The sequence below is a fragment of the Methyloferula stellata AR4 genome (assembly GCF_000385335.1).
GTDB lineage: Bacteria > Pseudomonadota > Alphaproteobacteria > Rhizobiales > Beijerinckiaceae > Methyloferula > Methyloferula stellata.
Genome location: NZ_ARWA01000001.1, coordinates 296562 through 318114, shown reverse-complemented (window position 1 = coordinate 318114; position 21553 = coordinate 296562). Strand labels below are relative to the sequence as shown.

Annotated in this window: 21 protein-coding genes; 15 read left to right on the top strand and 6 right to left on the bottom strand. The window is 59.6% G+C overall.

The window, feature by feature from the left end; genetic code table 11:
• Positions 1–143 precede the first annotated feature (143 nt).
• Positions 144–1460, top strand: a complete 1317-nt coding sequence (gene aceA, locus A3OQ_RS0101600; protein ID WP_020173599.1) for an isocitrate lyase — start codon at positions 144–146, stop codon at positions 1458–1460.
• Positions 1461–1605: 145 nt separating this feature from the next.
• A complete protein-coding gene (locus A3OQ_RS0101595; RefSeq protein WP_020173598.1) occupies positions 1606–3105 on the top strand; it encodes a phosphomannomutase/phosphoglucomutase in 1500 nt (499 codons plus the stop codon).
• A 94-nt stretch (positions 3106–3199) separates the two neighbouring features.
• Here A3OQ_RS0101595 and A3OQ_RS0101590 read toward each other — a convergent pair whose 3' ends face one another.
• Positions 3200–3676: a pilus assembly protein N-terminal domain-containing protein gene (locus tag A3OQ_RS0101590; RefSeq protein ID WP_020173597.1), complete on the bottom strand. Its 477-nt coding sequence runs from the start codon at positions 3674–3676 to the stop codon at positions 3200–3202.
• A 431-nt stretch (positions 3677–4107) separates the two neighbouring features.
• On the opposite strand from A3OQ_RS0101590, the gene A3OQ_RS0101585 reads away from it, so the two are divergent.
• From A3OQ_RS0101585 to A3OQ_RS0101545, 10 genes are all read left to right on the top strand, one after another.
• Positions 4108–4272, top strand: coding sequence for a Flp family type IVb pilin (locus A3OQ_RS0101585; RefSeq protein ID WP_020173596.1), 165 nt, complete (start codon positions 4108–4110; stop codon positions 4270–4272).
• A gap of 111 nt (positions 4273–4383) precedes the next feature.
• The gene (locus tag A3OQ_RS24240) at positions 4384–4572 is read left to right on the top strand and encodes a hypothetical protein (RefSeq protein ID WP_152428278.1); all 189 of its coding nucleotides are present in this window, start codon (positions 4384–4386) and stop codon (positions 4570–4572) included.
• The gene (locus tag A3OQ_RS0101580) at positions 4562–5080 is read left to right on the top strand and encodes an A24 family peptidase (protein ID WP_026595376.1); all 519 of its coding nucleotides are present in this window, start codon (positions 4562–4564) and stop codon (positions 5078–5080) included. The genes A3OQ_RS24240 and A3OQ_RS0101580 overlap by 11 nt, the downstream gene beginning before the upstream one ends.
• 121 nt (positions 5081–5201) lie before the next feature.
• Positions 5202–5999: a Flp pilus assembly protein CpaB gene (cpaB, locus tag A3OQ_RS0101575; protein WP_026595375.1), complete on the top strand. Its 798-nt coding sequence runs from the start codon at positions 5202–5204 to the stop codon at positions 5997–5999.
• A gap of 47 nt (positions 6000–6046) precedes the next feature.
• Positions 6047–7528: a type II and III secretion system protein family protein gene (locus tag A3OQ_RS0101570; protein WP_020173593.1), complete on the top strand. Its 1482-nt coding sequence runs from the start codon at positions 6047–6049 to the stop codon at positions 7526–7528.
• Between the two features lie 80 nt (positions 7529–7608).
• A complete protein-coding gene (locus A3OQ_RS0101565) occupies positions 7609–8319 on the top strand; it encodes a CpaD family pilus assembly protein (RefSeq protein WP_020173592.1) in 711 nt (236 codons plus the stop codon).
• Positions 8319–9560: a CpaE/TadZ family protein gene (locus A3OQ_RS0101560; RefSeq protein ID WP_020173591.1), complete on the top strand. Its 1242-nt coding sequence runs from the start codon at positions 8319–8321 to the stop codon at positions 9558–9560. The genes A3OQ_RS0101565 and A3OQ_RS0101560 overlap by 1 nt, the downstream gene beginning before the upstream one ends.
• Before the next feature lie 63 nt (positions 9561–9623).
• Positions 9624–11069 (top strand): TadA family conjugal transfer-associated ATPase, encoded by a 1446-nt coding sequence (locus tag A3OQ_RS0101555; protein WP_026595373.1) that lies wholly within the window; start codon positions 9624–9626, stop codon positions 11067–11069.
• A 38-nt stretch (positions 11070–11107) separates the two neighbouring features.
• Complete coding sequence (locus A3OQ_RS0101550; RefSeq protein WP_020173589.1) at positions 11108–12082, top strand: type II secretion system F family protein; 975 nt, start codon at positions 11108–11110, stop codon at positions 12080–12082.
• Positions 12083–12141: 59 nt separating this feature from the next.
• Complete coding sequence (locus A3OQ_RS0101545) at positions 12142–13122, top strand: type II secretion system F family protein (RefSeq protein WP_020173588.1); 981 nt, start codon at positions 12142–12144, stop codon at positions 13120–13122.
• A 98-nt stretch (positions 13123–13220) separates the two neighbouring features.
• Here the strand turns inward: A3OQ_RS0101545 and A3OQ_RS0101540 are convergent, their stop codons facing one another.
• Positions 13221–14012 carry a tetratricopeptide repeat protein gene (locus A3OQ_RS0101540; protein WP_244427072.1) on the bottom strand — a complete coding sequence of 264 codons (792 nt, stop codon included), beginning with the start codon at positions 14010–14012 and terminating at the stop codon, positions 13221–13223.
• Positions 14013–14197: 185 nt separating this feature from the next.
• On the opposite strand from A3OQ_RS0101540, the gene A3OQ_RS0101535 reads away from it, so the two are divergent.
• Positions 14198–15685 (top strand): leucyl aminopeptidase family protein, encoded by a 1488-nt coding sequence (locus A3OQ_RS0101535; protein WP_020173586.1) that lies wholly within the window; start codon positions 14198–14200, stop codon positions 15683–15685.
• Positions 15686–15694: 9 nt separating this feature from the next.
• Positions 15695–16552: a C40 family peptidase gene (locus A3OQ_RS0101530; protein WP_020173585.1), complete on the top strand. Its 858-nt coding sequence runs from the start codon at positions 15695–15697 to the stop codon at positions 16550–16552.
• Between the two features lie 132 nt (positions 16553–16684).
• Here A3OQ_RS0101530 and trmD read toward each other — a convergent pair whose 3' ends face one another.
• From trmD to ffh, 4 genes are all read right to left on the bottom strand, one after another.
• Positions 16685–17392 (bottom strand): tRNA (guanosine(37)-N1)-methyltransferase TrmD, encoded by a 708-nt coding sequence (gene trmD / locus A3OQ_RS0101525; protein ID WP_020173584.1) that lies wholly within the window; start codon positions 17390–17392, stop codon positions 16685–16687.
• 3 nt (positions 17393–17395) lie between these two features.
• Positions 17396–17971 (bottom strand): ribosome maturation factor RimM, encoded by a 576-nt coding sequence (gene rimM, locus A3OQ_RS21095; protein WP_020173583.1) that lies wholly within the window; start codon positions 17969–17971, stop codon positions 17396–17398.
• A 136-nt stretch (positions 17972–18107) separates the two neighbouring features.
• A complete protein-coding gene (gene rpsP, locus A3OQ_RS0101515) occupies positions 18108–18473 on the bottom strand; it encodes a 30S ribosomal protein S16 (protein ID WP_020173582.1) in 366 nt (121 codons plus the stop codon).
• 46 nt (positions 18474–18519) lie between these two features.
• A complete protein-coding gene (gene ffh, locus A3OQ_RS0101510; protein WP_020173581.1) occupies positions 18520–20106 on the bottom strand; it encodes a signal recognition particle protein in 1587 nt (528 codons plus the stop codon).
• A gap of 399 nt (positions 20107–20505) precedes the next feature.
• Between ffh and A3OQ_RS0101505 the strand changes: the two genes are divergently transcribed.
• On the top strand, positions 20506–21414 hold the full coding sequence (locus tag A3OQ_RS0101505) for a hypothetical protein (protein ID WP_152428277.1): 909 nt from the start codon (positions 20506–20508) through the stop codon (positions 21412–21414).
• The last annotated feature ends 139 nt before the right edge of the window (positions 21415–21553 follow it).

Below are 21553 nucleotides of genomic sequence, written 5' to 3'. Positions count from 1 at the left end.
CAAGAATGACGTGTCTTATCATGACAAGGCGACTTTATTCCTCCTTTTCGCAGCTTGCAAGAGTGCAGCTATGAGCGATATCTGGGGTGACATGCGGCGTAAGCCGCAATTTTTGTCAATTTCTGTTAATATCGGAGCCTCGCATGAGCACAACAGAAAGCTTTCAGGACCTTATCCCCTCGGCGCCGGCCGGGCGCTTCGACGGAATCCGCCGTCCCTATGGTCCCGAAGAGGTAAAGCGGCTGCGCGGCTCCTTCCCGATCGCCTATACGCTGGCCGAGCGCTCCGCCAATAAGCTCTGGAAGCTGATGCAGGAGCGGCCCTATGTGCATTCGCTGGGCGCCGTCACCGGCAATCAGGCGATGCAGATGGCACGCGCCGGATTGGAGGCCATCTATCTCTCCGGCTGGCAGGTCGCGGCCGACGCCAATGTGGCCGGCGCCATGTATCCGGATCAATCGCTCTATCCGGCGAACTCAGGCCCGGAACTCGCCCGCAAGATCAACAAGACCTTCAAGCGCGTCGATGAGATCGAGCACGCCGAAGGCAATGTGACGCGCGACTGGTTCCTGCCGATCATCGCCGACGCGGAAGCCGGCTTCGGCGGTCCGCTCAATGTCTTCGAGATCATGAAGGCCTATATCGAAGCGGGCGTCGCGGCGGTTCATTTCGAGGATCAGCTCGCGTCGGAAAAGAAATGCGGCCATCTCGGCGGCAAGGTTCTGCTTCCGACGGCGCAGCATGAGCGCAGCCTCTCGGCGGCGCGTCTCGCCGCTGACGTCATGGGCGTGCCCACGCTCGTCGTCGCCCGTACGGACGCTGAATCGGCGAAGCTCATCACTTCGGATGTGGATGAGCGCGATCGTCCCTTCATCATCCCGGACAGCCGCACGCCGGAAGGCTTCTACCGCCTGAAGGACGGCACCGGCCTTGCCCATTGCATCTCGCGGGGCCTCGCCTATGCCGAGGTCTCCGACATGCTGTGGTGGGAAACCTCGCACCCGGATCTCGGCGAAGCCCGTGAGTTCGCGGAAGCGGTCCATAAGAAGTTCCCGGGCAAGCTGCTCGCCTACAATTGCTCGCCGTCGTTCAACTGGCGCGCCAAGCTGGATAAGGCGACCATCGAGAAGTTCCAGCGCGAGCTGGGTGCCATGGGCTACAAGTATCAGTTCGTGACGCTGGCAGGCTTTCACTCGCTGAACCTCTCCATGTACGAGCTGGCGCTCGGCTACAAGGATCGCGGCATGGACGCCTATTCGGAGCTTCAGCAGGCCGAGTTCGACCTTGAGGCCAAGGGCTATTCGGCAACGCGGCATCAGCGCGAAGTCGGCACCGGCTATTTCGATGCCGTGTCGGTTGCCATCTCTGGCGGCGCATCTTCCACCACCGCGATGGGTGAATCGACCGAGAGCGCGCAGTTCAAGGACAAGACCAAGCCGTCTTCCGTCGCCGCGGAATAATACCTAATACCCGTATCCCCGGGTAGAAACTTAGCCTTCCTGCCTCGTGCGGGAAGGCTTTTCTTTTGCGCGCCGGAATGCGGCCTATTTGATTGGCGGGAAGAATGGTTTAGGACCGCGCCTATCCCGCCGTTCAGGATCTCCCATGTTTCCGATGCCCGTGCCGCAATTGACGCCGAATACATATGCCTATGAAACCCAGCCCATGGTGAAGCCCACGGGCTTTCGCGAATATGACGCGCGCTGGCTCTTCGAAAAAGAAATCAATCTCATGGGCGTGCAGGCGCTGGGCCTCGGCATAGGCACGCTTCTGCACGACATGGGCGTGAAGCCCGAGATCGTGACGGGCCATGATTTTCGCGCCTATTCGGCCTCGATCAAATATGCGCTGATGACCGGGCTCATGGCGGCCGGCTGCAAAGTGCACGACATCGGGCTCGCACTTTCGCCCATGGCCTATTTCGCGCAATTCGCGCTCGACGTGCCGGCCGTTGCGATGGTCACGGCCTCGCATAATGACAATGGCTGGACGGGCGTCAAAATCGGTGCGCAGCGGCCAGTGACCTTCGGGCCCGACGAGATGGGCGCGCTGAAGGACATCGTGCTCTCCGGCAAGTTCCGCTATGCGGATGGCGGCGCCTATCGCTTCGTTCCGGATTTTCCGGCCCGCTACATGGCCGATCTCACCGACCGGCCCAAGATCGCGCGCAAGCTCAAAGTGGTGGCTGCCTGCGGCAATGGCACGGCGGGGGCTTTTGCCCCGGCGGTTCTGGCGAAGCTCGGCTGTGAGGTGATCCCGCTCGATACCGAGCTCGACTATAATTTTCCGCGCTATAATCCCAATCCCGAAGATCTGAAAATGCTGCATGCCATAGCCGATAAGGTGCGCGAGACCGGTGCCGATATCGGGCTTGGCTTCGACGGCGACGGCGATCGCTGCGGCGTGGTCGACGGGAAGGGCGAAGAGATTTTCGCCGATAAGATCGGCGTCATGCTTGCGCGCGATTTGTCGAAGCTCCATCCGGGCGCGACTTTCGTGGTCGATGTGAAATCGACAGGGCTTTTTTCAACCGATCCCGTGTTGATCGAACGCGGCGCCAAGGCGGATTATTGGAAGACCGGGCATTCCTATATCAAGCGCCGCGTCACCGATCTGAAGGCGCTCGCAGGCTTCGAGAAATCCGGCCATTTCTTCTTCAATGCGCCGGTCGGACGCGGCTATGACGACGGGCTCGTGACCGCGATCCAGATCATCGACATGCTCGACCGCAATCCGCAGAAGTCGATGAGCATGCTCTACGCCGATCTGCCGAAGACATGGGGCTCGCCGACCATGTCGCCGCATTGCGCCGACGAAATCAAATATGAGGTGGTCGAGCGTGTGCTTGCGCGCTTCAAGGCCATGCAGGACAAAGCCGAGACGATCATCGGCTCGAAGATTCGCGATCTTGTCACCGTGAATGGCGTGCGCATCACGGCGGAAGACGGAACCTGGGGACTTGTGCGTGCCTCGTCCAACAAGCCGGAGCTCGTGGTTGTCGTAGAGAGCCCGGTGTCGGAAGCGCGGATGCGCGAGATGTTTACAGCCGTTGATCGGGTGCTGCGGGAAAACCCGGAAGTCGGCGCCTATAATCAGACGCTCTAAGCATGATCCCAAAAAGTTGCAGAGTTTTCGGATGAGATCATGCGTCTGGACGAATACTTGGAGCGTGTGCCTCTCGTCAAAGCCCTGGCCGTGTTTAGTGGCCGCCGGAGGCAGCGCTATGCGCTTGGACCTGACCGGAGATTTCGCCCATATATTTGGGATCGTCGCCAAGTTTGACGGTCGGCTCGCACCTTGGCGCGCATGAATAGGACTGCTGGTCCATGCCGCGTTGAACCACGAGGGCATTGGTGCCCCCGATCACCTCGATCATCGATTCTGCCACCGGATTTCCGGCCTCGTCCAATGCGATGAAATTGGTTTGGCCGAAGCCTTTGCCCGTGACGATCATGACGCCGTTCTGCAAGGTCACGTCTGCGATGATCGGATTGCCGATCACGAGCGTCCTGGCATTGGCGGGGATCTTGACGATCCGGGCCTGATCTACGGTCACGACGATCTTGTCCGTATTCGCGACAGCCGGAGATGCGCAAGCCAGCGCCAAGATGAGGACAGCCTGAAACGGAAACGACTTTGGTGCCAGCCAAGCTGCGAAACGTTGCGACAAACGCATGGCCTGCCTAATGCGCGAAGGGGGGGTGCTATCCGCAATAAAACCTAGAATAGTGAATGAAGTCTAAAGACGTGCGTGCGCGGGAGGGGGCTCCCCGAACGGGCAGTGCGCGGCACTTCTCCGCACGCCATCGGTTGAATCCTCTGTCGCAGCAACATCATGCCAGACGCCCGTTCCTTTGGCGCTATCATAAGTAATAACACTTAGAAATTTATGTAATAATGACGGACATGTGGATATTAACACGGGTCAATTAAGCTTTCACAAGGCTGTTCAGGATCGTTTAACCAATAAAATATAGTTAGCCGTCACGCTGTTTTCATTCTTCGGATTAACGCGTTTGCAATCACCAGCCGATAGCTTTCATTTCATCCAGTCGACTTGACTATGAAGAGGGCTGGCCTTGGAGATTGGGAATCAGGAGCAAACAGATGAAGAATTTACTGTCGCGCTTTTCACAGGATCAATCCGGCGCAACGGCAATTGAATACGGTCTGATCGCGGGTTTGATCGCTGTTGTGATTATCGCCACGATCACGACGGTCGGCACCAAGCTTTCGGCGAAGTTCAACGCCATCGCTGCCAACCTCACCTAAGCTCCGGATCTTTTCCAGAGACTTGAGAGTAGCCGATCTGTTTAAGCCTCCGTACAAGCGCTGCCGTCGGGCAGCGCTTAGTATGGGGGCTTCAACGTATCTGGAGGCTCCATGCGCGGCGTGATCCGTAAACGAACGGTCAATGAGTTTGGTTTACGTTCCAAACGATATGAGATGTTTAAGGCTGGCCTCGGGACGTTCCTGCACCAGCTTCCGCCAGCAGGAATTTGGCCTTTGCCGGAAGGCAGGGCTTTAAGCCTTCGGGCCGAGCTGCATGATGGACCGACAGATGATCCTTGAAACGGCGACGCTGATATTTTTCCCCGGCCTCATGGTCTTCGCGGCCTTTTCGGATCTGTTTACGATGACGATCTCGAATCGGGTCTCGATCGCTTTGGTCGTGATCTTCTGCGGGCTCGCCTACGCCATTCAGATGCCGCTCGCCGAATTCGGCCTGCATCTGTCCTGCGGGTTTGCCGTGCTCATATGCACTTTCACGCTTTTTGCGTTCGGCTGGATTGGCGGCGGTGACGCCAAACTCTGCGCCGCTACGGCGCTTTGGGTCGGCTGGGACCATCTCGCCGATTACAGCCTGCTGACCGCTCTGCTCGGCGGCGGCCTTACGCTTTTCTTCCTTCAGCTTCGTAGGTGGCCTTTGCCGCAATGGCTCTACGCGCAGCAATGGGTTGCACGCCTGCATGATCGCAACAATGGCGTTCCCTATGGCATCGCGCTCGCCATTGCCGGGCTTATGATCTACCCGGATACCGGTATCTGGCTAAGCGCCGCCTCCTTGCCGCAGGTCTAAGACCCCCGCCTCCCCTGAGAGAACTCCAATTTTACAGAATTGATTAACCTTAATTTGACCTTTGCATGGTCCAATTCCGTCCGCGTCAAATGAAGACGTGCGAACGGATTGACCCTGAAAAATGAAAGTAGCTCGGTTAGCAGTTTTGGGTGTGGCTCTGGTGGCCGGTCTTGCCGCGGCCTACTTGGCCAGCAGCTCGAAACCGCCGGAAGCGCCGGCTCCTGTTCCCGCCGCCCCTACGGTCGCTACGGACGACGTGCTGGTCGCAGCGCGTGAGTTGACCTTCGGTTCCGTTCTCACGCCGGCGGACATGCGCTGGCAGAGCTGGCCCAAGGCCAATGTGCCTGAAGGTGTCATTCGCAAAAGTTCTTCGCCAGACGCGATGAACGAGGTCAATGGCTCGGTGGTGCGCAGCAATTTCTCCGAGGGCGAACCGTTCCGCCGCGAGCGTCTGGTTAAGGGCGCGAATTCGAATTTCATGGCGGCGATACTGACGCCCGGCATGCGAGCGGTCTCCATCAACATCGAAGCCAGCGGCTCCAATACGGCCGGCGGCTTCATCTTGCCGAACGATCACGTCGACGTTCTTCACACGATCCATGACGACGCAACGGCGAAAGCCGGCGGCGACGGCTATGTCACCGAGCCCATTTTGACGAACATAAGGGTTCTCGCCATCGGCCAGACGGTTCAGGAAAAAAACAATGAGCGCGTCGTCTCGGGCACGAGCGCGACGCTCGAAGTCACGCCGAGACAGGCATCGATTCTCATCCTGGCGCAGCGTATCGGCCAATTGTCGCTGATCCTCCGCAGCATGGCCGATTCCAATACGAACGAGAGCGAAACCACCGAACGGCCGGAACAGCCCGTCAAGACGATCGTCAAATATGGCGTCGCCTTGCAGGTTCAGTCGCATTGAAGACGGATTTGGATCGAATCAATGATCATTCTTCTGGAGAACGGAATATGAAAACGCTTATTCCGGCTCTTTTACGCGGGTTTGGGGTGAGCCTCTTCTTTCTCATATCGGCGGTCACGGTCCATGCCGAAGTGAGTTCCGACACGCAACAGATGATAGGAGGCGTTCTGACGCGCCGCATTTCCATGGGTGTCGGCAAGTCGATCATCGTCGATCTTCCGCGTGACGCGTCCGAAATCTTCATCGGCAATCCGAAGGTTGCAAATGCCGTCGTGCGCTCGGCGCGCAAGCTTTACGTCATCGGAATGGAGAACGGGCAGACGACGGTCTTTGCACTCGATCACGACGGCCATCAGATCGCCGTGCTGGAATTGAGCATCGGCCGTGACACCGGTGAGTTGCAGCAAATCATCAAGGCTGCCTTACCCGGCGCCAACGTTACGGCACGCACGATCAATGACACGATCGTTCTGACCGGCGAAGTCGATTCGGCCGAGGATGCGCAACGTATCGGAGACATCGCGCAAGGCTTCGCCAAGCAGTCCAACGGAGCTGCAGGGGCGGGTAGCGAGGGCTTGGTCATCAATTCGCTCGTCATCCGCGGCCGCACTCAGGTCATGCTGAAGGTGACCGTGGCCGAGATCCAACGCAACGTTGCAAAGCAGCTCGGCCTGACGAGCAGCACGATCGCCGGCAGTTGGGGCTCGTTCACGCAAGCCAATCCATTCGCGATCAACGGGCCCTTGAGCAGCGTTGTACCTAACGGAAGTACCAATGCGGTCACGACGCAGCTCGCGCTGACCAATCCGGCAGGAACGCTCGCGGCAAACATCCAAGCTTTCGAGCGCTACGGCGTTACGCGCGTTCTCGCGGAGCCGACCGTGGCGGCGGTTTCCGGCGAAAGCGCGACCTTCATGGTCGGCGGCCAGTTCCCGATCCCCGGGCCGGCCGTCGCCTGTTCCGGCACGACGAGTTCGGTCTCGACGAGCAGCCAGGCTTTTTGTTCCGGCGGTGCGATTTATCAGAATTTCGGCGTTGCTTTGAATTTCACGCCCATCGTTCTCGCCGAAGGCCGCATCCTTCTGCATCTCTCGACCGAGGTAACAGACGTCGACTTTTCAAGGACGGTCGTTATCCAGGGCGTGCCTGTGCCCAGTCTGCTCACGCGCAAGAATTCGACGAGCGTTGAATTGCCCTCGGGCGGCTCGATTGCTTCGGCGGGGCTTTTACAGACGCAGACGGCGCAAGTCATCAATGGGCTTCCGGGCCTCATGAATGTTCCGATTCTTGGCACGCTGTTTCGCTCGCGCGATTATCAGCGTCAGGAAACCGAACTCATGATCATCGTCACCCCCTATATCGTCAAGCCCGTTGCCGCGAACGAATTGCCGAGGCCGGACGATGGCTTTGCCGACGCGTCCGATCCGCAAACGGTTCTGCTCGGCAGGATCAATAAGCTTTATGCCTCGCCCACGAATCCGCAGGCGGTTCAAAACTACAAGGGACATATCGGTTTCATTCAGGATTGAGGCAAAGCTGCCTCTGTCGAAGCACTTCCGCAGGACAATGAATCATGATGCCGGTATCTAAGCAAAAGGCACAGCGGGGCATGCCGAACTCCTTTCTCTCGCAAGGCATCGTGATCTTGGGCTTGAGCCTCGGTCTTTGCGCCTGCAACACCGTGGATCGCATGCAAACATCGTCGATCCCGATGGACGACTATCGCGTAAGACACCCGATCACCCTGTCGGAAACATCGCGGGTTCTCGATATTTTCCCGGCCGGAGGCCCAGGCGTCCTCGATCAGCATAGCATCGGCGAACTCGTGACCTTCGGGCATCTTTACCGGCAAGTGGGCGAGGGACCGATTTTGATTCTCTATCCCACAGGCTCCGGCGTGCCCGGCCATGTGCCGGCAGAAGCGATCCGCCAAGTGCTTGCCGCCAGCGGCGTGCATGCACCCGTCAGGGTTGGCAGCTATCCTGTCACCCAACCCGCATTGGCCTCGCCCATTCGATTGAGCTTTACAGGACTCAAGGCAAAAGTCGCGACGCCTTGTGGAGAATGGCCGAGCGATCTTGCCTCCGGCAGTACGATCCAGGGCTGGGATAACAAACCCTATTGGAATTACGGCTGCGCCTATCAGTCGGCCCTTGCCGCACAGGTGGCCGATCCGCGCGATCTCGTCGAGCCGCGCGGCGAAACGCCGCCGGATACTTTGATTAAAGCGCGCGGGATCGAGACCATTCGAAAGGGTACCGACCCAAGCACCGCCTGGACAACCAAGAACACCGCGATCAGCAATGTGGGAGGCAATTGATGAAAGCGGCTGCGTTCGATGTCGAGCAGATCGCGCCGGTTCCGCGTATCTCGGTCCAAGCCTTTTGCGAATCGCCTGACGTCGCCCAAACGATCAACGATGCGATTGCCGATCGCCGCATGGAAAAGGCTCATGTGAAGGTTCACATGGGCGGGCTGGCGGCTGCGATCGAGGCCTATCGCACCGCGCCGACACCCAATGTGATCGTGATCGAAACCGCTTTGGGGCGGGACGAATTGATTGCCAACCTTGAAAGCCTTGCCGAATTTTGCGATGCCGGAACCAAGGTCGTCGTTCTCGGCCGGATGAACGATATCCTTCTTTATCGCGATCTCATGGCGCGCGGCGTCAGTGAATATCTCGTCGCGCCCTTCGCTGTCCTCGATTTCATCCGCACGATCTCAGGGCTCTATACGCATACGGGCGGCGATCCCCTCGGTAAGATCATCGCCGTGGTCGGCGCCAAGGGAGGTGTGGGCGCCTCGACGATCGCCCATAACGTCGCCTGGTCGATTGCCCGCGATCTCGAAATCCAAACGGTGATCGTCGATATGGATCTCGGCTTCGGCACGGCCGGTCTCGACTTCAATCAGGATCCGCCGCAAGGCATAGCGGAAGCCGTTTTTGCGCCGGATCGTGTCGATGCGAACCTCGTCGACCGCCTGCTGTCGAAATGCAGCGAAAAACTGAGCATTCTCGCGGCACCTGCGACCCTCGATAGGGTCTACGATTTTTCCGACACGGCTTTCGATAGTCTGATCGATATTTTGCGCGCCTCGACACCCTTTGTCGTGCTCGATATCCCGCATATGTGGACGGCTTGGACGAAGCGCTTGTTGATCGGCGCCGACGAGATCGTCATCGTAGGCACGCCGGATCTCGCCAATCTGCGCAACATCAAGAGCATTCTCGATACGGTGCGCGGCTCGCGTCTGCACGATGCGAAGCCAAGACTTATATTGAACCTGGTCGGAGTCCCGAAGCGGCCGGAAATCACGATGAGCGATTTCGCCAAGGCCGTCGATCTCGATCCAGTGCTGGCGATCACTTTCGAACCGAAGCTCTTCGGGACCGCAGCCAATAATGGGCAGATGATCGCGGAAGTCGATGCGGCGAGCAAGACCGCGGAAATGTTCAGCGAACTCGCCCGGATCGTGGCGGGACGCAGCGAAATACGCAAAGCAAAACGTAATATTCTTGAGCCGTTTATGCAGAAGCTCGGACGGAAAAAGGCCTCGTGACGGTTCATGAGAACCATCCGTTAATCGCGGGCTGATTCACTGGATCGAGCCAAGGGAAGCATGATGTTCGGTAAGCGTTCAACCTTCGAAAGCGCGGAGCCTGTTGCAAAGCAGTCTGTCGCGGTTCCGGAGCTCAGAAACCAAGCCGCCGCCAATAAGTCGGCACGCCCGCAAAACGCGGCGCCCGAAGTTGTGGCCGTGCCTCTGGTCGACGTGCACCACTCCGAACAATATTATGTCACGAAAAGCATGATCTTCGGCGCACTGATCGAGGCGATCGATCTGTCGCAATTGTCGCGTCTCGATGCCGAAAGCGCACGCGAAGAAATTCGCGATATCGTCAACGAAATCATTTCGATCAAGAATGTCGTCATGTCGATTGCCGAGCAGGAGGATCTGCTCGACGACATCTGCAACGACGTTTTGGGCTATGGGCCGCTCGAGCCGCTCCTGGCGCGCGATGACATTGCCGATATTATGGTGAATGGCGCGACACGGACCTTCATCGAAGTCGGCGGCAAGATCCAACTGACCAACATAAGGTTTCGCGACAATGCGCAATTGATGAATATTTGCCAGCGGATCGTGAGCCAAGTGGGCCGCCGCGTCGATGAAGCTTCCCCGATCTGCGACGCGCGTCTGCATGACGGATCGCGCGTCAACGTGATCGCCCCGCCGCTCGCGCTCGATGGTCCGGCTTTGACCATCCGCAAATTCCGCAAGGACAAGCTGACCCTCGACCAACTCCAGCGCTTCGGCGCCATTTCGCCGGAAGGCGCCGAAATCCTGAAGGTGATCAGCCGCGTCCGCTGCAATGTCCTGATTTCCGGCGGTACCGGCTCGGGTAAAACCACGCTGCTCAATTGCCTCACCAATTACATCGATGCCGACGAACGCGTCATCACATGCGAGGACGCGGCGGAACTGCAATTGCAGCAACCCCATGTGGTCCGGCTCGAAACGCGGCCGGCGAATCTTGAAGGCAGTGGCATGATCACGATGCGCGATCTCGTCCGAAACTGCCTGCGTATGCGTCCGGAACGGATCATCGTCGGCGAGGTGCGTGGACCTGAAGCCTTCGACCTTCTTCAGGCGATGAACACCGGTCACGACGGATCGATGGGAACGCTGCATGCCAACTCGCCGCGCGAAGCCTTGAGCCGCCTCGAATCGATGATCACCATGGGTGGTTTCTCGCTGCCGCCGCGCACGTTGCGAGACATGATCGTTTCATCGATCGACGTGATCATTCAGGCAGCGCGCTTGCGCGACGGCTCGCGCCGCATCACGCATATTACGGAAGTGCTCGGCCTTGAAGGCGATGTGATCATTACGCAGGATCTGTTTGTCTACGAAATAACGGGAGAGGATGCAGCCGGCCGGCTGAAAGGCAGTCATCACTCGACGGGCATAGGCCGGCCGCGGTTTTGGGAGCGCGCCCGTTACTACGGCGAGGAAGTTAGACTGGCCGCAGCCCTCGATGCCGCGGAAAAGAGAGATATCGCATGATCTTCGCCAAAACGGCATCGAGCTAGGATTGAAGCATCATGGAACCGAATGTCTTGATCATCACGGTCTTGGCGATGATCACCTCGGGTGGTCTCTTCTATGCTCTTGTCTATCCCTATCTATCGGGTGAAAAAACAGCCGAGAAACGGCATGCCGCGGTCCGCAGTCAAGGGCCGAAAAGAGCGGCTGAGCGCGTTCAAGAGGGCGTCAATCGCCGCAAGCAGGTTGCCGACAGTCTGAAGGACATCGAAACCCGCGCCAAAGGCAAGAAGCTGTCGCTGGAAATGCGGATCAAACAGGCGGGCCTCACATGGTCGCGGAATAAATTCATTGTTGTTTCCATTCTCCTCGGCCTCGCTGGCCTGGGCGTAGGCTATATCCTGTCGGGCAATATTTTCGCGATGATCGCAACGACTATCATCGGTGGCCTCGGGGTTCCGGCTTTTTTGCTTTCGCATTTGCGTAAAAGCAGGCTCAAGAAATTCCTGAACGAATTTCCGGGCGCCATCGATGTGATCGTCCGCGGCGTCAGGGCCGGTTTGCCTCTGGTCGATTGCATGCGCATCGTCGCCAACGAGACGGCCGAACCCGTCCGCGGCGAATTCAGGCAGATGATCGAATCTCAGTCGATAGGGCTTTCGCTGGGCGATGCGGCCTCGCGCATCGCGGAGAATGTTCCAACTCCCGAAGCGAATTTCTTTGCGATCGTCATCAACATCCAGCAGAAATCAGGTGGCAATCTTGCCGAGGCGCTCGGTAATTTGTCGGCAGTCTTGCGCGATCGCAAGCTGATGAAGGGCAAGGTCGCGGCGATGTCCAGCGAGGCAAAGGCTTCCGCGGGCATTATCGGGGCGCTGCCCTTCGTCGTCACGCTTCTGGTCTACCTTTCTAGCCCTGGCTATATCTCGCTTCTTTGGACAACCACGACCGGTCAATTCGTCCTCGGTTGCGCGGCGTTCTGGATGACGATCGGAATCGTAACCATCAAGCGAATGGTCAACTTCGATATGTAAGATTGAGAGCTCAGATCAAATCTGTCTTTTGTCGGTGCGCTGAACCTCGGTAACGATCCATGTTTGACCTCATTCTTGAAAAGCTGCACGACGGCCATTTCGTCTTGAGCGTGCTCGTGGGGATCGCGACCATCGCATCGGTCCTGAGCGTGGCGATGCCGTTTATCGAGGCGGACACGCTTTCGCAGCGCATGAAGGCGGTCGGCGCCGAACGCGATCGGATCCGTGCGCGCGAACGCGAGCGTATTAATGGGGCGGCCAACAAGGTCAATCTTCGGCAAGCGCCCAAGGCCTATATGAAGCAGGTCGTGGAATGGTTCAGCCTGTCGAAATGGCTCGGGACGGAGCAGGCAAAGCTGCAGATGCTGATGGCCGGCTATCGCGGCGCGCAAGCCGAGGTCGGCTTTCTGTTTTTCCGGTTGGTCACGCCGGTCGTCATCTGCGTGATAAGCGTGACCTATGTCTTTTTTCTTGCCGATCTCGATTGGCCTTTTACCTTCAAGCTCGGCGCCGTGCTCGCGGCGGTTTATGCCGGCCTCAAGGCACCGGAAATCTATATCCGCAATCAGATCGCCAAGCGGCAAAAGTCGATGGGCCGAGCCTTTCCGGATGCGATGGACTTGCTGTTGATTTGCGTGGAATCGGGCATGTCGATCGAACATGCGTGCCGCAAAGTCGCTGAGGAGATCGGCGCTCAGTCGGTCGCGTTGGCGGAAGAATTCACTTTGACCACGGCAGAGCTTTCCTACCTGCCCGACCGTAAAACCGCCTATGAAAACCTGGCCATCCGCACGGGAATCGAGGCCGCCAAACAGATCTCGACCGTCCTGATCCAAGCGGAACGCTATGGCACGCCGCTCGGCACCGCCTTGCGGACGGTTGCTCAGGAAAGCCGTTCGCAACGTCTTCTCGCGGCCGAAAAGAAGGCGGCCTCTCTGCCACCGAAATTGACCGTGCCGATGATCGTCTTCTTTCTGCCGGTGCTTTTCGCGGTCATTCTGACACCGGCGATCATCCAGATCTCGGCGACGGTGTCTTAAAGCGTGATCCCGAAGAGTTGCAGAGTTTTCGGGTAAGATCATGCGGCTAAACAAAAGCTACGGGCGCAACCGAAGGTCGCGCCGCGTTTGCCAAAGCATCAATTGATGTCGGCGGATGCTTGCGCCTTGGGGATGGTCTTCGTCTTGCCGTCGACCTTCTGGATTTGCTGCCAGGTGTTCGATTGCGCGATCATTTCCTTGATGCTTTCGACATTGGTCGCGGCATCGACCGGCGAGAGGTCGCGCGCGGCAATCGTTTGCGCCTCGTTGAATTTCCCCTGCAAGGCGAGAACGAGCGCCAGGTTCTGCCGCACCCGCATGTCGGCATTGGGCTGAGCCACGGCTTTTTCCAGGGTGGTCTCGGCCTGTGGCAGATGTTTCGAAAGCGCGTAGGAAAGCCCCAGATTTGAAAGCACTTCCGGCTGATCGGGGGCGATCTTGAGAGCCGCTTCATAATAGTTCTGGGCTTGCGCATGGTCGCCGAGCTGATCGGCAACCGAGCCTTGCGCGGAGAGGATGCTCCAGTTCGGCTGCTCCGGCGTATGGGCGTGCGACAGAACGTTAGCCGCTTCCTGCAGGCGTCCGGCATCGGCAAGCGCCTTGCCATAGGCGCCGAGCACCTCCAAGTCCTTCGGATATTTCGCGGCCAGTCTTTGCATCACGGCGACGGCTTGGGCATATTGCGTGAGGGCGCGCAGTCCCTTGGCATAGGCTATGGCCGTGTTCTTGCTTTCCGGATTGGCATCGTAGCGGCGGCCGAGATCCTCGGTATAGCGCCGCAGCTCCGGTTCCGAGGTGGGCATCGGGCGGTTTTGAGGGACGCTGATCGATCCGGTGACGTCGGAAAGGCTTGTGTTCTGACAGCCGCCGGCCATGAGGCAGGCGCTCAATATGAGGGCTATCCCTGCCGCTTTGGCAGGACGGCTTGACGGAAAAGGAGAGGACTTTCGCAGCGGAACCATGCGGACCTCATCTCGTGATTGGCTTTTAACAGCAATAAAATGTTAACCCTAAGAGAAGGTTAAGAACGCCAACCATCTTCGGTCTGGAAGGCGTTCGACGATAGGAGTTCGCGATGTCGCTCACGCGTGCCGGCGCACCGGAAGCCGTGCCGATCTATTTCGTCTCGGCGGATACGTGGCCGGAGATCCAAGCCGCGTTGCCGGCGGGCAGTGTCGCCTTTGCCAAGGCCTGCGGCTTCGAGCCAACGCCCGGCCGCGCGATGATTCTGCCAGATGCCGATGGCAAAGTGGCCGGCGTGCTCTTCGGCCTCGAGAAGGTCGCGGCGCCGGCGCGGGACCTGTTTTTGCCGGGACGGCTTGCCACATCGCTGCCGACCGGAACCTATCGTTTCGCCAATCAGCCGCACGATTTGGAGCTCGCGACGCTCTCCTGGCTTCTCGCCTCCTATCGCTTCGGCAAATATAAGTCGCACGACACGCACGGGCCGGAGCTGTCGCCGTCGCAGGAAGTCGATACGACGCGGGTTGCGCGCATCGCAGACGCCGTCGCCTTCGGGCGCGACCTTATCAACACGCCGACCAATGATCTTGGTCCCGATGCGCTCGAAGCCGCCGCCTTGAAAGTGGCGAGCCGCTTCGGCGCCAAAGCCACGGTCACGCGCGGCGACAAGCTGTTGCAGACGAATCTGCCGCTGATCCATGCGGTCGGGCGCGCGGCCGAGCGGGCGCCGCGCCTCGTCGATTTTAGCTGGGGCGATCACGCTCATCCCAAGGTGACTCTGGTCGGCAAAGGCGTCTGTTTCGATTCGGGCGGCCTCGATATCAAGCCCGCCTCCGGCATGGGCCTGATGAAGAAGGACATGGGCGGCGCGGCAACGGCGCTGGCGCTTGCCACGATGATCATGGACGGCAATCTGGCCGTGCGTTTGCGCGTTCTTTTGCCGATCGTCGAGAACGCGATCTCCGGCAATGCCTTCCGCCCCGGCGACGTCTATCCGAGCCGCAAGGGGCTGACCGTCGAAATCGGCAATACGGATGCGGAGGGCCGCCTCATCCTCGCCGATGCCTTGGCCGTCGCGGATCATGAATCGCCCGACCTTCTCTTCGATTTCGCGACGCTCACCGGCGCCGCGCGCGTCGCGCTCGGCCCCGATCTGCCGGCCTTCTATACGATGGATGATGCGCTCGCGGCCGATATCGCGGCCTATGGCAAGGCCACGCAGGATCCCGTCTGGCGCATGCCGCTCTGGGACGCTTACGACAAGATGCTCGATAGCAAGGTCGCCGACATCAACAATATTTCCGGTGGCTCCTTTGCGGGCTCGATCACGGCTGCCTTGTTTCTCCGCCGCTTCGTCGAAAATGCCAAAGCCTGGGTGCATTTCGATATTTACGCCTGGACGCCTTCGGCAAAACCGGCGAGCCCTGAGGGAGCCGAGGTTCAGACCGCGCGTCTGCTCTTCGATCTGCTCGAGGATCGCTTCGGTGCCAGCGCCCGCCCTGACGCGCCGGACGAAAAGCCGCGCCGCATCGTGATGCGGCTCAAGGAGCAGGGACCGTTCCAAGGCCTCACTTTCGACGATCTATCGAACCTGTCTTGACGAGGTGGTGTGAGCGTTTTCGACCGACGCCTGACGCCGGCACGGCCCGATCTCGCGGCGGCGCATTTGCGCGGCGCGGTCGAGGCGGCGCGTTATGTCGAAGGCCGCCTCATGCATGTCGTGGCCGAAATGACGGATCTGCGGCCGGTGCCTTCGCTTGAGAGCGGCATCGATACGCAGGCGCTCTATGGCGAAGAGGTGATGCTCTACGATACGGAAGAAGGCTGGGGCTGGGTGCAGCTCAAGCGCGATTCCTATGTCGGCTATCTCTCGACGCAGGCTTTGGCCGAAGGCCCGGCTGCCGCGACGCATAGGCTCACGGTCAATCGCACATTCATCTATCCCGGCCCCAATATGAAATTGCCGGTGATCGGCGCTTTGCCGCTCAATGCGGAGCTAAACATCGTTTCAAGCGAAGGCGATTTTCTGCGGCTCGCGGAAGGCGGATTCATCTTCGCCGCGCATGCCGCGCCTCGGCAGGATTATGAAAAAGACTTCGTCGCCGTTGCCGAGCGTCTCATCAACGTACCTTATCTCTGGGGCGGCAAATCCGCGCTTGGGCTTGATTGCTCCGGTCTCGTGCAAACCGCTTTGACGGCAGCCGGGCAGGCTGCGCCGCGCGATACGGATTTGCAGGAAAAGCATTTGGGCATGGACCTCGCCTTCGACGAAAAACTCACCGGCTTGCAGCGCGGCGATGTGGTTTTCTGGAAGGGCCATGTCGGCATCATGCGCGACGCGCATGAGTTTCTGCATGCCAATGCGCATCATATGCAGGTTGCGAGCGAGCCCTTGGCCGAGGCGGTCGCGCGCATCAAGAGCAGGACCGGCGCTACGATCACCTCGATCGAGCGGCTGGTGGTGTGAGTTAGCTTTCTCCCTCGTGCTTCGAGACGCTTGCTGCGCAAGCTCCTCAGCATGAGGGCTTGTAGCGCACTTGGTGTAAGCCCTCATTCTGAGGAGGCCGCAAAGCGGCCGTCTCGAAGCACGAGGGCGTCGCTAACGTTTCTTAGCTTCCTCATCCACCGCCTTCGCCAGAAGCTCCGGCCGCCGCTCCTGCGTGATCCGCAGCGCCTCGGCGCGGCGCCAAGCCTCGATCTTCGCGTGATCGCCCGAGAGCAGCACGGCTGGAATCTCGCGCCCCTCGAAGGCGCGCGGTTTCGTATAATGCGGATATTCGAGAAGGCCGTTTTCGAAACTCTCGTCGGTTCCAGACGCCTCCTTGCCCATGACGCCCGGCAAAAGCCGCACGCAGGCATCGATCAGGACCATGGCGGCGAGCTCGCCGCCGGAGAGCACGTAATCGCCGATCGAAACCTCTTCCAATCCGCGCGCGGCGATGACGCGCTCGTCTATGCCTTCAAACCGGCCGCAGACGATGATGACGCCGCCGGAATCGGCGAGGCCGCGCACACGCGCCTGCGTCAAAGGCCGGCCGCGCGGGCTCATCACGAGACGCGGGCGGGAATCGTCTTTTTGAAGGACGGCATCGAGGCTCGCCGCGAGCACATCGGCGCGCATCACCATGCCGGGACCACCGCCGGTCGGCGTATCGTCGACGGCTCTGTGACGTCCGATCCCCTGATCGCGAATGTCATGCGCGGCGAGCTGCCAAAGCCCGCGTTGCAAGGCCTCGCCCGCGAGCGAGCCGCCGAGCGGGCCCGGAAACATGTCCGGGAAGAGCGTGAAGACTTCGGCGCGCCACATAGACTAGCGGCTGGATGAGAGCGCGGCGTCCTGCGGCTCGGACGGTTGCGCCGCATCTTCGTCATCGCCCGAGGCTTCGATCTCAACCGGCGGCACGACGGTCACTTGCCGGCGCGACAGGTCGATCTCCGGCACGACCTCCTTGGTGAAAGGCAGAAGCCAGGTTTCGCCGCCGCCTTCCGGAACCACTTCCAGAATATCGCCGCCGCCGAAATTCAGCACATTGAGGATCGTGCCGATCCGGACGCCTGCCGTATCGCGCGCGTCGAGTCCGATGAGATCGGTGAGATAGAATTCGTCTTCGTCCGGTGGCGGCAGGACGGCGCGATCGACGAAGAGCTCGACATTGACGAGCGCTTCGGCTGCCGTGCGGTCCTTGATGCCTTCGACGCGGGCGACGAAGAGATCGCCCTTCACCGGCCGCAGCGACGTCAAAGTGAACTGGCGTCCTTTGAGATCGCTCAGCGGTCCGTAGCGGTTGATCGCCGCCGGATCGCCGGTGAAGGATTGGAGCCGCACCTCGCCCTTGATGCCATGCGCGGCACCAAATTTTCCGACGAGGACAAGCTCTTTCGCCATGCGAACCTTATGTGCTTAAGTCCTCATCCTGAGGAGCTTGCGAAGCAAGCGTCTCGAAGGACGAGGACGTTCTTGCCAGCCCTCATGGTTCGAGACGCGCCTTTCAGGCGCTCTTCACCATGAGGGTAGCGCCGTTTCAGCCCGCGGCCGCTTCGGCAGCGGCCTTTTCAGCGGCGGCGGCCTGAGCGGCGGCGCGTTCCTGCGCCTTCTTCTTCGGCAGACCATGTTTCGGATTGTTCTTCGGTTCGCGCTTGCCGATGCCGAGCGCTTCGAGAAGCCGCGCGACGCGATCGGTCGGCTGCGCGCCCTTGGCGATCCAGGCCTGTGCCTTTTCTGTGTCGAGCACGACTCGGTCCGCCGCATCCTTGGGCTTCAAGGGATCGAAGGAGCCGATGCGTTCGATGAACCGTCCGTCGCGCGCGAAATGCGAATCCGCGATGACGATGCGATAATAGGGGCGCTTCTTGGCGCCACCGCGCGAGAGACGAATTTTAACGGACATAGAGTTTTTCCTTACAGGTGTGTGATGTGAAAATACTGACGATAAGTCATTTCTTTTTGCCGCTGAGCGGATTGAATCCGCCGCCGCCGAGGCCCGGCAATTTCATCCCGCCGAGCCCAGGAAGACCCGGCAATTTGGGTGCTTGTGCAAACAGGTTCGCAGGTGGCGTTTCGGGCAATTTCGGCACAGCCGCGGGCATTTTCCCGCCCGCGCCGCCGGCTGCCTTTTGCAGCGCCGCGATCTCTTCGGCAGACGGCATGGGCATGCCGCCGGGCAATCCGCCCATGCCGCCCATACCGAACATTTGCGCCATCTTGCCCATGGCGCCGCGCTTCGCGCCGCCCATCGCCTTCATCATATCGGCCATCTGGCGATGCTGTTTCAACAGCTTGTTAATGTCTTCGACTTTGGTGCCGGAGCCGGCCGCGATGCGCTTCTTGCGCGAGGCTTTGAGAATATCCGGGTTGCGCCGTTCCTGCGGCGTCATCGACAGGATGATCGCGCGTTGGCGCCTGAAGATTTTCTCGTCGAGATGGGCAGGCGACAGTTGATCCTTGATCTTGCCCATGCCGGGCAGCATGCCCATGATGCCGCCGAGGCCGCCGATCTTTTCGACCTGCGCCAATTGCTCGGCGAGATCTTCAAGGTCGAATTTGCCCTTGCGCATTTTGTCGGCGATCTTCTGCGCCTTTTCGGCGTCGATCGTCTCGGCTGCGCGTTCGACGAGCGACACGATATCGCCCATGCCCAAGATGCGATTGGCGATGCGGGCCGGATAAAACTCCTCGAGCGCATCGATCTTTTCGCCGGTGCCGAGCAATTTGATCGGCTTGCCGGTGACGGCGCGCATCGAAAGCGCCGCGCCGCCGCGCCCGTCGCCGTCGATGCGGGTCAAAACGATGCCGGTGATGCCGACGCGGTCATTGAAATTTTTCGCGAGATTGACCGCGTCCTGGCCGGTCAAACTATCGGCGACGAGCAGGATTTCATGCGGATGGGAGACGTTCTTGATCTCCACCATCTCGGCCATGAGCTCTTCGTCGATGTGGGTGCGGCCCGCGGTGTCGAGCAGCACGACATCATAGCCTTGCAGACGGGCCGCCTGTTCGGCCCGCGTTGCGATCTGCACCGGCGTTTGGCCCGGAACGATCGGCAATGTATCGATGCCGACCTGCTTGCCGAGCACGGCGAGCTGTTCTTGCGCCGCCGGACGCTTCACGTCGAGCGAGGCCATCAGCACCTTGCGCTTCATCCTGTCGGCGAGGCGCTTGGCGATCTTCGCGGTCGTCGTCGTCTTGCCCGCGCCCTGCAGGCCGACCATCATGATTGCGACCGGCGGCGCCGCATCGAGATTGATCGGATCGGCGTCGGAGCCCAAGGTCTCGATCAAGACGTCATTGACGATCTTGATGACCATCTGGCCCGGCGTGACGGATTTGACGACATTGGCGCCGACGGCGCGATGTTTCACCTTGTCGACGAAGGAGCGCACCACGTCGAGCGCGACATCGGCTTCGAGCAATGCGCGGCGGACTTCGCGCATGGCGGTATTGACGTCCTCCTCGGAAAGGGCGCCGCGCCGCGTCAGCTGATCGAATATGCCAGAGAGCTTTTCAGAAAGCCCTTCGAACATGGTTTGCTCCTATAAACCTTAACCCTCGGGTTAAGGTGGGATCATCGGCCGGAGGTTGATAGACCGCCGGAAAACTATTCATCCCTTGTTTACAAGGGCTTAAGCCAACGCCAAACGCGCCCGGGGGCGCAACGCGCTGCCGGGCGTGAGCCGTGCCCGCTAGAGGAGCTGCGGCCTAAAAAATCCAATCTCTCGTGAAATCGGACCCTTATCCTAAAAGGCACGGGCCGGAAGGTCAAGGAAACCGGTTTGCCAGTGTACAAGTCAAGCTTGCACGGCAAAGTCACGCGCGTGCCTTATAAAGCAATCGGCTGATTTAACGCCTTATTGGCTGAACTCCCGCCATTGTGGCTCCAGCTCCTTGGTTATCCGCCGGATCAGATGAGAAGAAGGCCCGCCGTGCTGAAAGCACTCATTTGCCTATTGCCGCTGAGCCTTTCCCTTCCGGCTTTTGCGGCCGAGGTTCACTCGCTCGACCAGGTCCCCAACCAGATCAAAACACCGGAAGGCAAAGCTTATTTCTCGGAACAAATGGAAGGCAAACCCGGCCCGGATGGGCTCGGCTTGAAACTGCCTGCGAACCTGCCGGCGAAGACGATCACCGATCTGCTCGTGCCGCCAAGCGATCGCAACACACCCAATATAATAGGTGCCAAACCATGGCCGGCGCGGCCGGACAGCTACGTCGCGATCGTCTGCACCGGCGGCTCCGAACCATTGGGATATGAACCTCACTGCGCGCAACCGCAGGATTTCGACAAGAAGCAGGAGCCCCTGCACGTTTACCTCGGAGTCGTCGAGATGAAAGAGGGCAGCGCGCCGCGCCTGATCGCGAAAAGCGAGCCCGTAGAGGCCGCGGTGAACTGGGCGAAGAGCGGGTTGCCGCGCGAGCCTATGGCGGCGGAGGATGCGAAGGGCGTGGCCATCAAGCCGGAAAGCTTCGACCGCTTCGATCTGGCCGCCTACAAGATCGCGCCCGATGCGCTGGCCTTCGGTCTGCGCGGCAATTGGATGGAAAGCTATTCCGGCGGCGGCGCTTCCTTCAGCAACCTCACGCTCTTTACGATCGATGGCGACAAGCTCAAGCCTATATTATCCGTACCTATGTCCGCCTATAGCGATGTGGCTGGCGATTGGCACAAGAACGGCACGCGTGACCATGAGATCACCGATAGTGCCAATATCATCGTCGTGACGTCACATGCAGCCGATCAGCATTTCGATCTGATGTTGAAGAATCGCTCCAACCGCTGGCAGCGTCTCTACCGTTGGTCGCGGACGGCGGGAGCCTACCAGCCTGCCGATTGAACTTAACCTCGACCGGCCGTGCGCGTTGTTCGACGCTCCGGCCATCGCCGAAATATCCCCGCAGTCTCAGCCTTAACGCTGGCCTAAAAGCGTGGAGTTTCTCCTTACGAATCTGAACAAAATCCATCTAATTCGCAGC

Coding starts and splice junctions, on each gene's coding strand:
- aceA (WP_020173599.1), top strand. CDS start 144: ATGAGCACAACAGAAAGCTTTCAGGACCTTATCCCCTCGGCGCCGGCC.
- A3OQ_RS0101595 (WP_020173598.1), top strand. CDS start 1,606: ATGTTTCCGATGCCCGTGCCGCAATTGACGCCGAATACATATGCCTAT.
- A3OQ_RS0101590 (WP_020173597.1), bottom strand. CDS start 3,676: ATGCGTTTGTCGCAACGTTTCGCAGCTTGGCTGGCACCAAAGTCGTTT.
- A3OQ_RS0101585 (WP_020173596.1), top strand. CDS start 4,108: ATGAAGAATTTACTGTCGCGCTTTTCACAGGATCAATCCGGCGCAACG.
- A3OQ_RS24240 (WP_152428278.1), top strand. CDS start 4,384: ATGCGCGGCGTGATCCGTAAACGAACGGTCAATGAGTTTGGTTTACGT.
- A3OQ_RS0101580 (WP_026595376.1), top strand. CDS start 4,562: ATGATCCTTGAAACGGCGACGCTGATATTTTTCCCCGGCCTCATGGTC.
- cpaB (WP_026595375.1), top strand. CDS start 5,202: ATGAAAGTAGCTCGGTTAGCAGTTTTGGGTGTGGCTCTGGTGGCCGGT.
- A3OQ_RS0101570 (WP_020173593.1), top strand. CDS start 6,047: ATGAAAACGCTTATTCCGGCTCTTTTACGCGGGTTTGGGGTGAGCCTC.
- A3OQ_RS0101565 (WP_020173592.1), top strand. CDS start 7,609: ATGCCGAACTCCTTTCTCTCGCAAGGCATCGTGATCTTGGGCTTGAGC.
- A3OQ_RS0101560 (WP_020173591.1), top strand. CDS start 8,319: ATGAAAGCGGCTGCGTTCGATGTCGAGCAGATCGCGCCGGTTCCGCGT.
- A3OQ_RS0101555 (WP_026595373.1), top strand. CDS start 9,624: ATGTTCGGTAAGCGTTCAACCTTCGAAAGCGCGGAGCCTGTTGCAAAG.
- A3OQ_RS0101550 (WP_020173589.1), top strand. CDS start 11,108: ATGGAACCGAATGTCTTGATCATCACGGTCTTGGCGATGATCACCTCG.
- A3OQ_RS0101545 (WP_020173588.1), top strand. CDS start 12,142: ATGTTTGACCTCATTCTTGAAAAGCTGCACGACGGCCATTTCGTCTTG.
- A3OQ_RS0101535 (WP_020173586.1), top strand. CDS start 14,198: ATGTCGCTCACGCGTGCCGGCGCACCGGAAGCCGTGCCGATCTATTTC.
- trmD (WP_020173584.1), bottom strand. CDS start 17,392: ATGTGGCGCGCCGAAGTCTTCACGCTCTTCCCGGACATGTTTCCGGGC.
- rimM (WP_020173583.1), bottom strand. CDS start 17,971: ATGGCGAAAGAGCTTGTCCTCGTCGGAAAATTTGGTGCCGCGCATGGC.
- rpsP (WP_020173582.1), bottom strand. CDS start 18,473: ATGTCCGTTAAAATTCGTCTCTCGCGCGGTGGCGCCAAGAAGCGCCCC.
- ffh (WP_020173581.1), bottom strand. CDS start 20,106: ATGTTCGAAGGGCTTTCTGAAAAGCTCTCTGGCATATTCGATCAGCTG.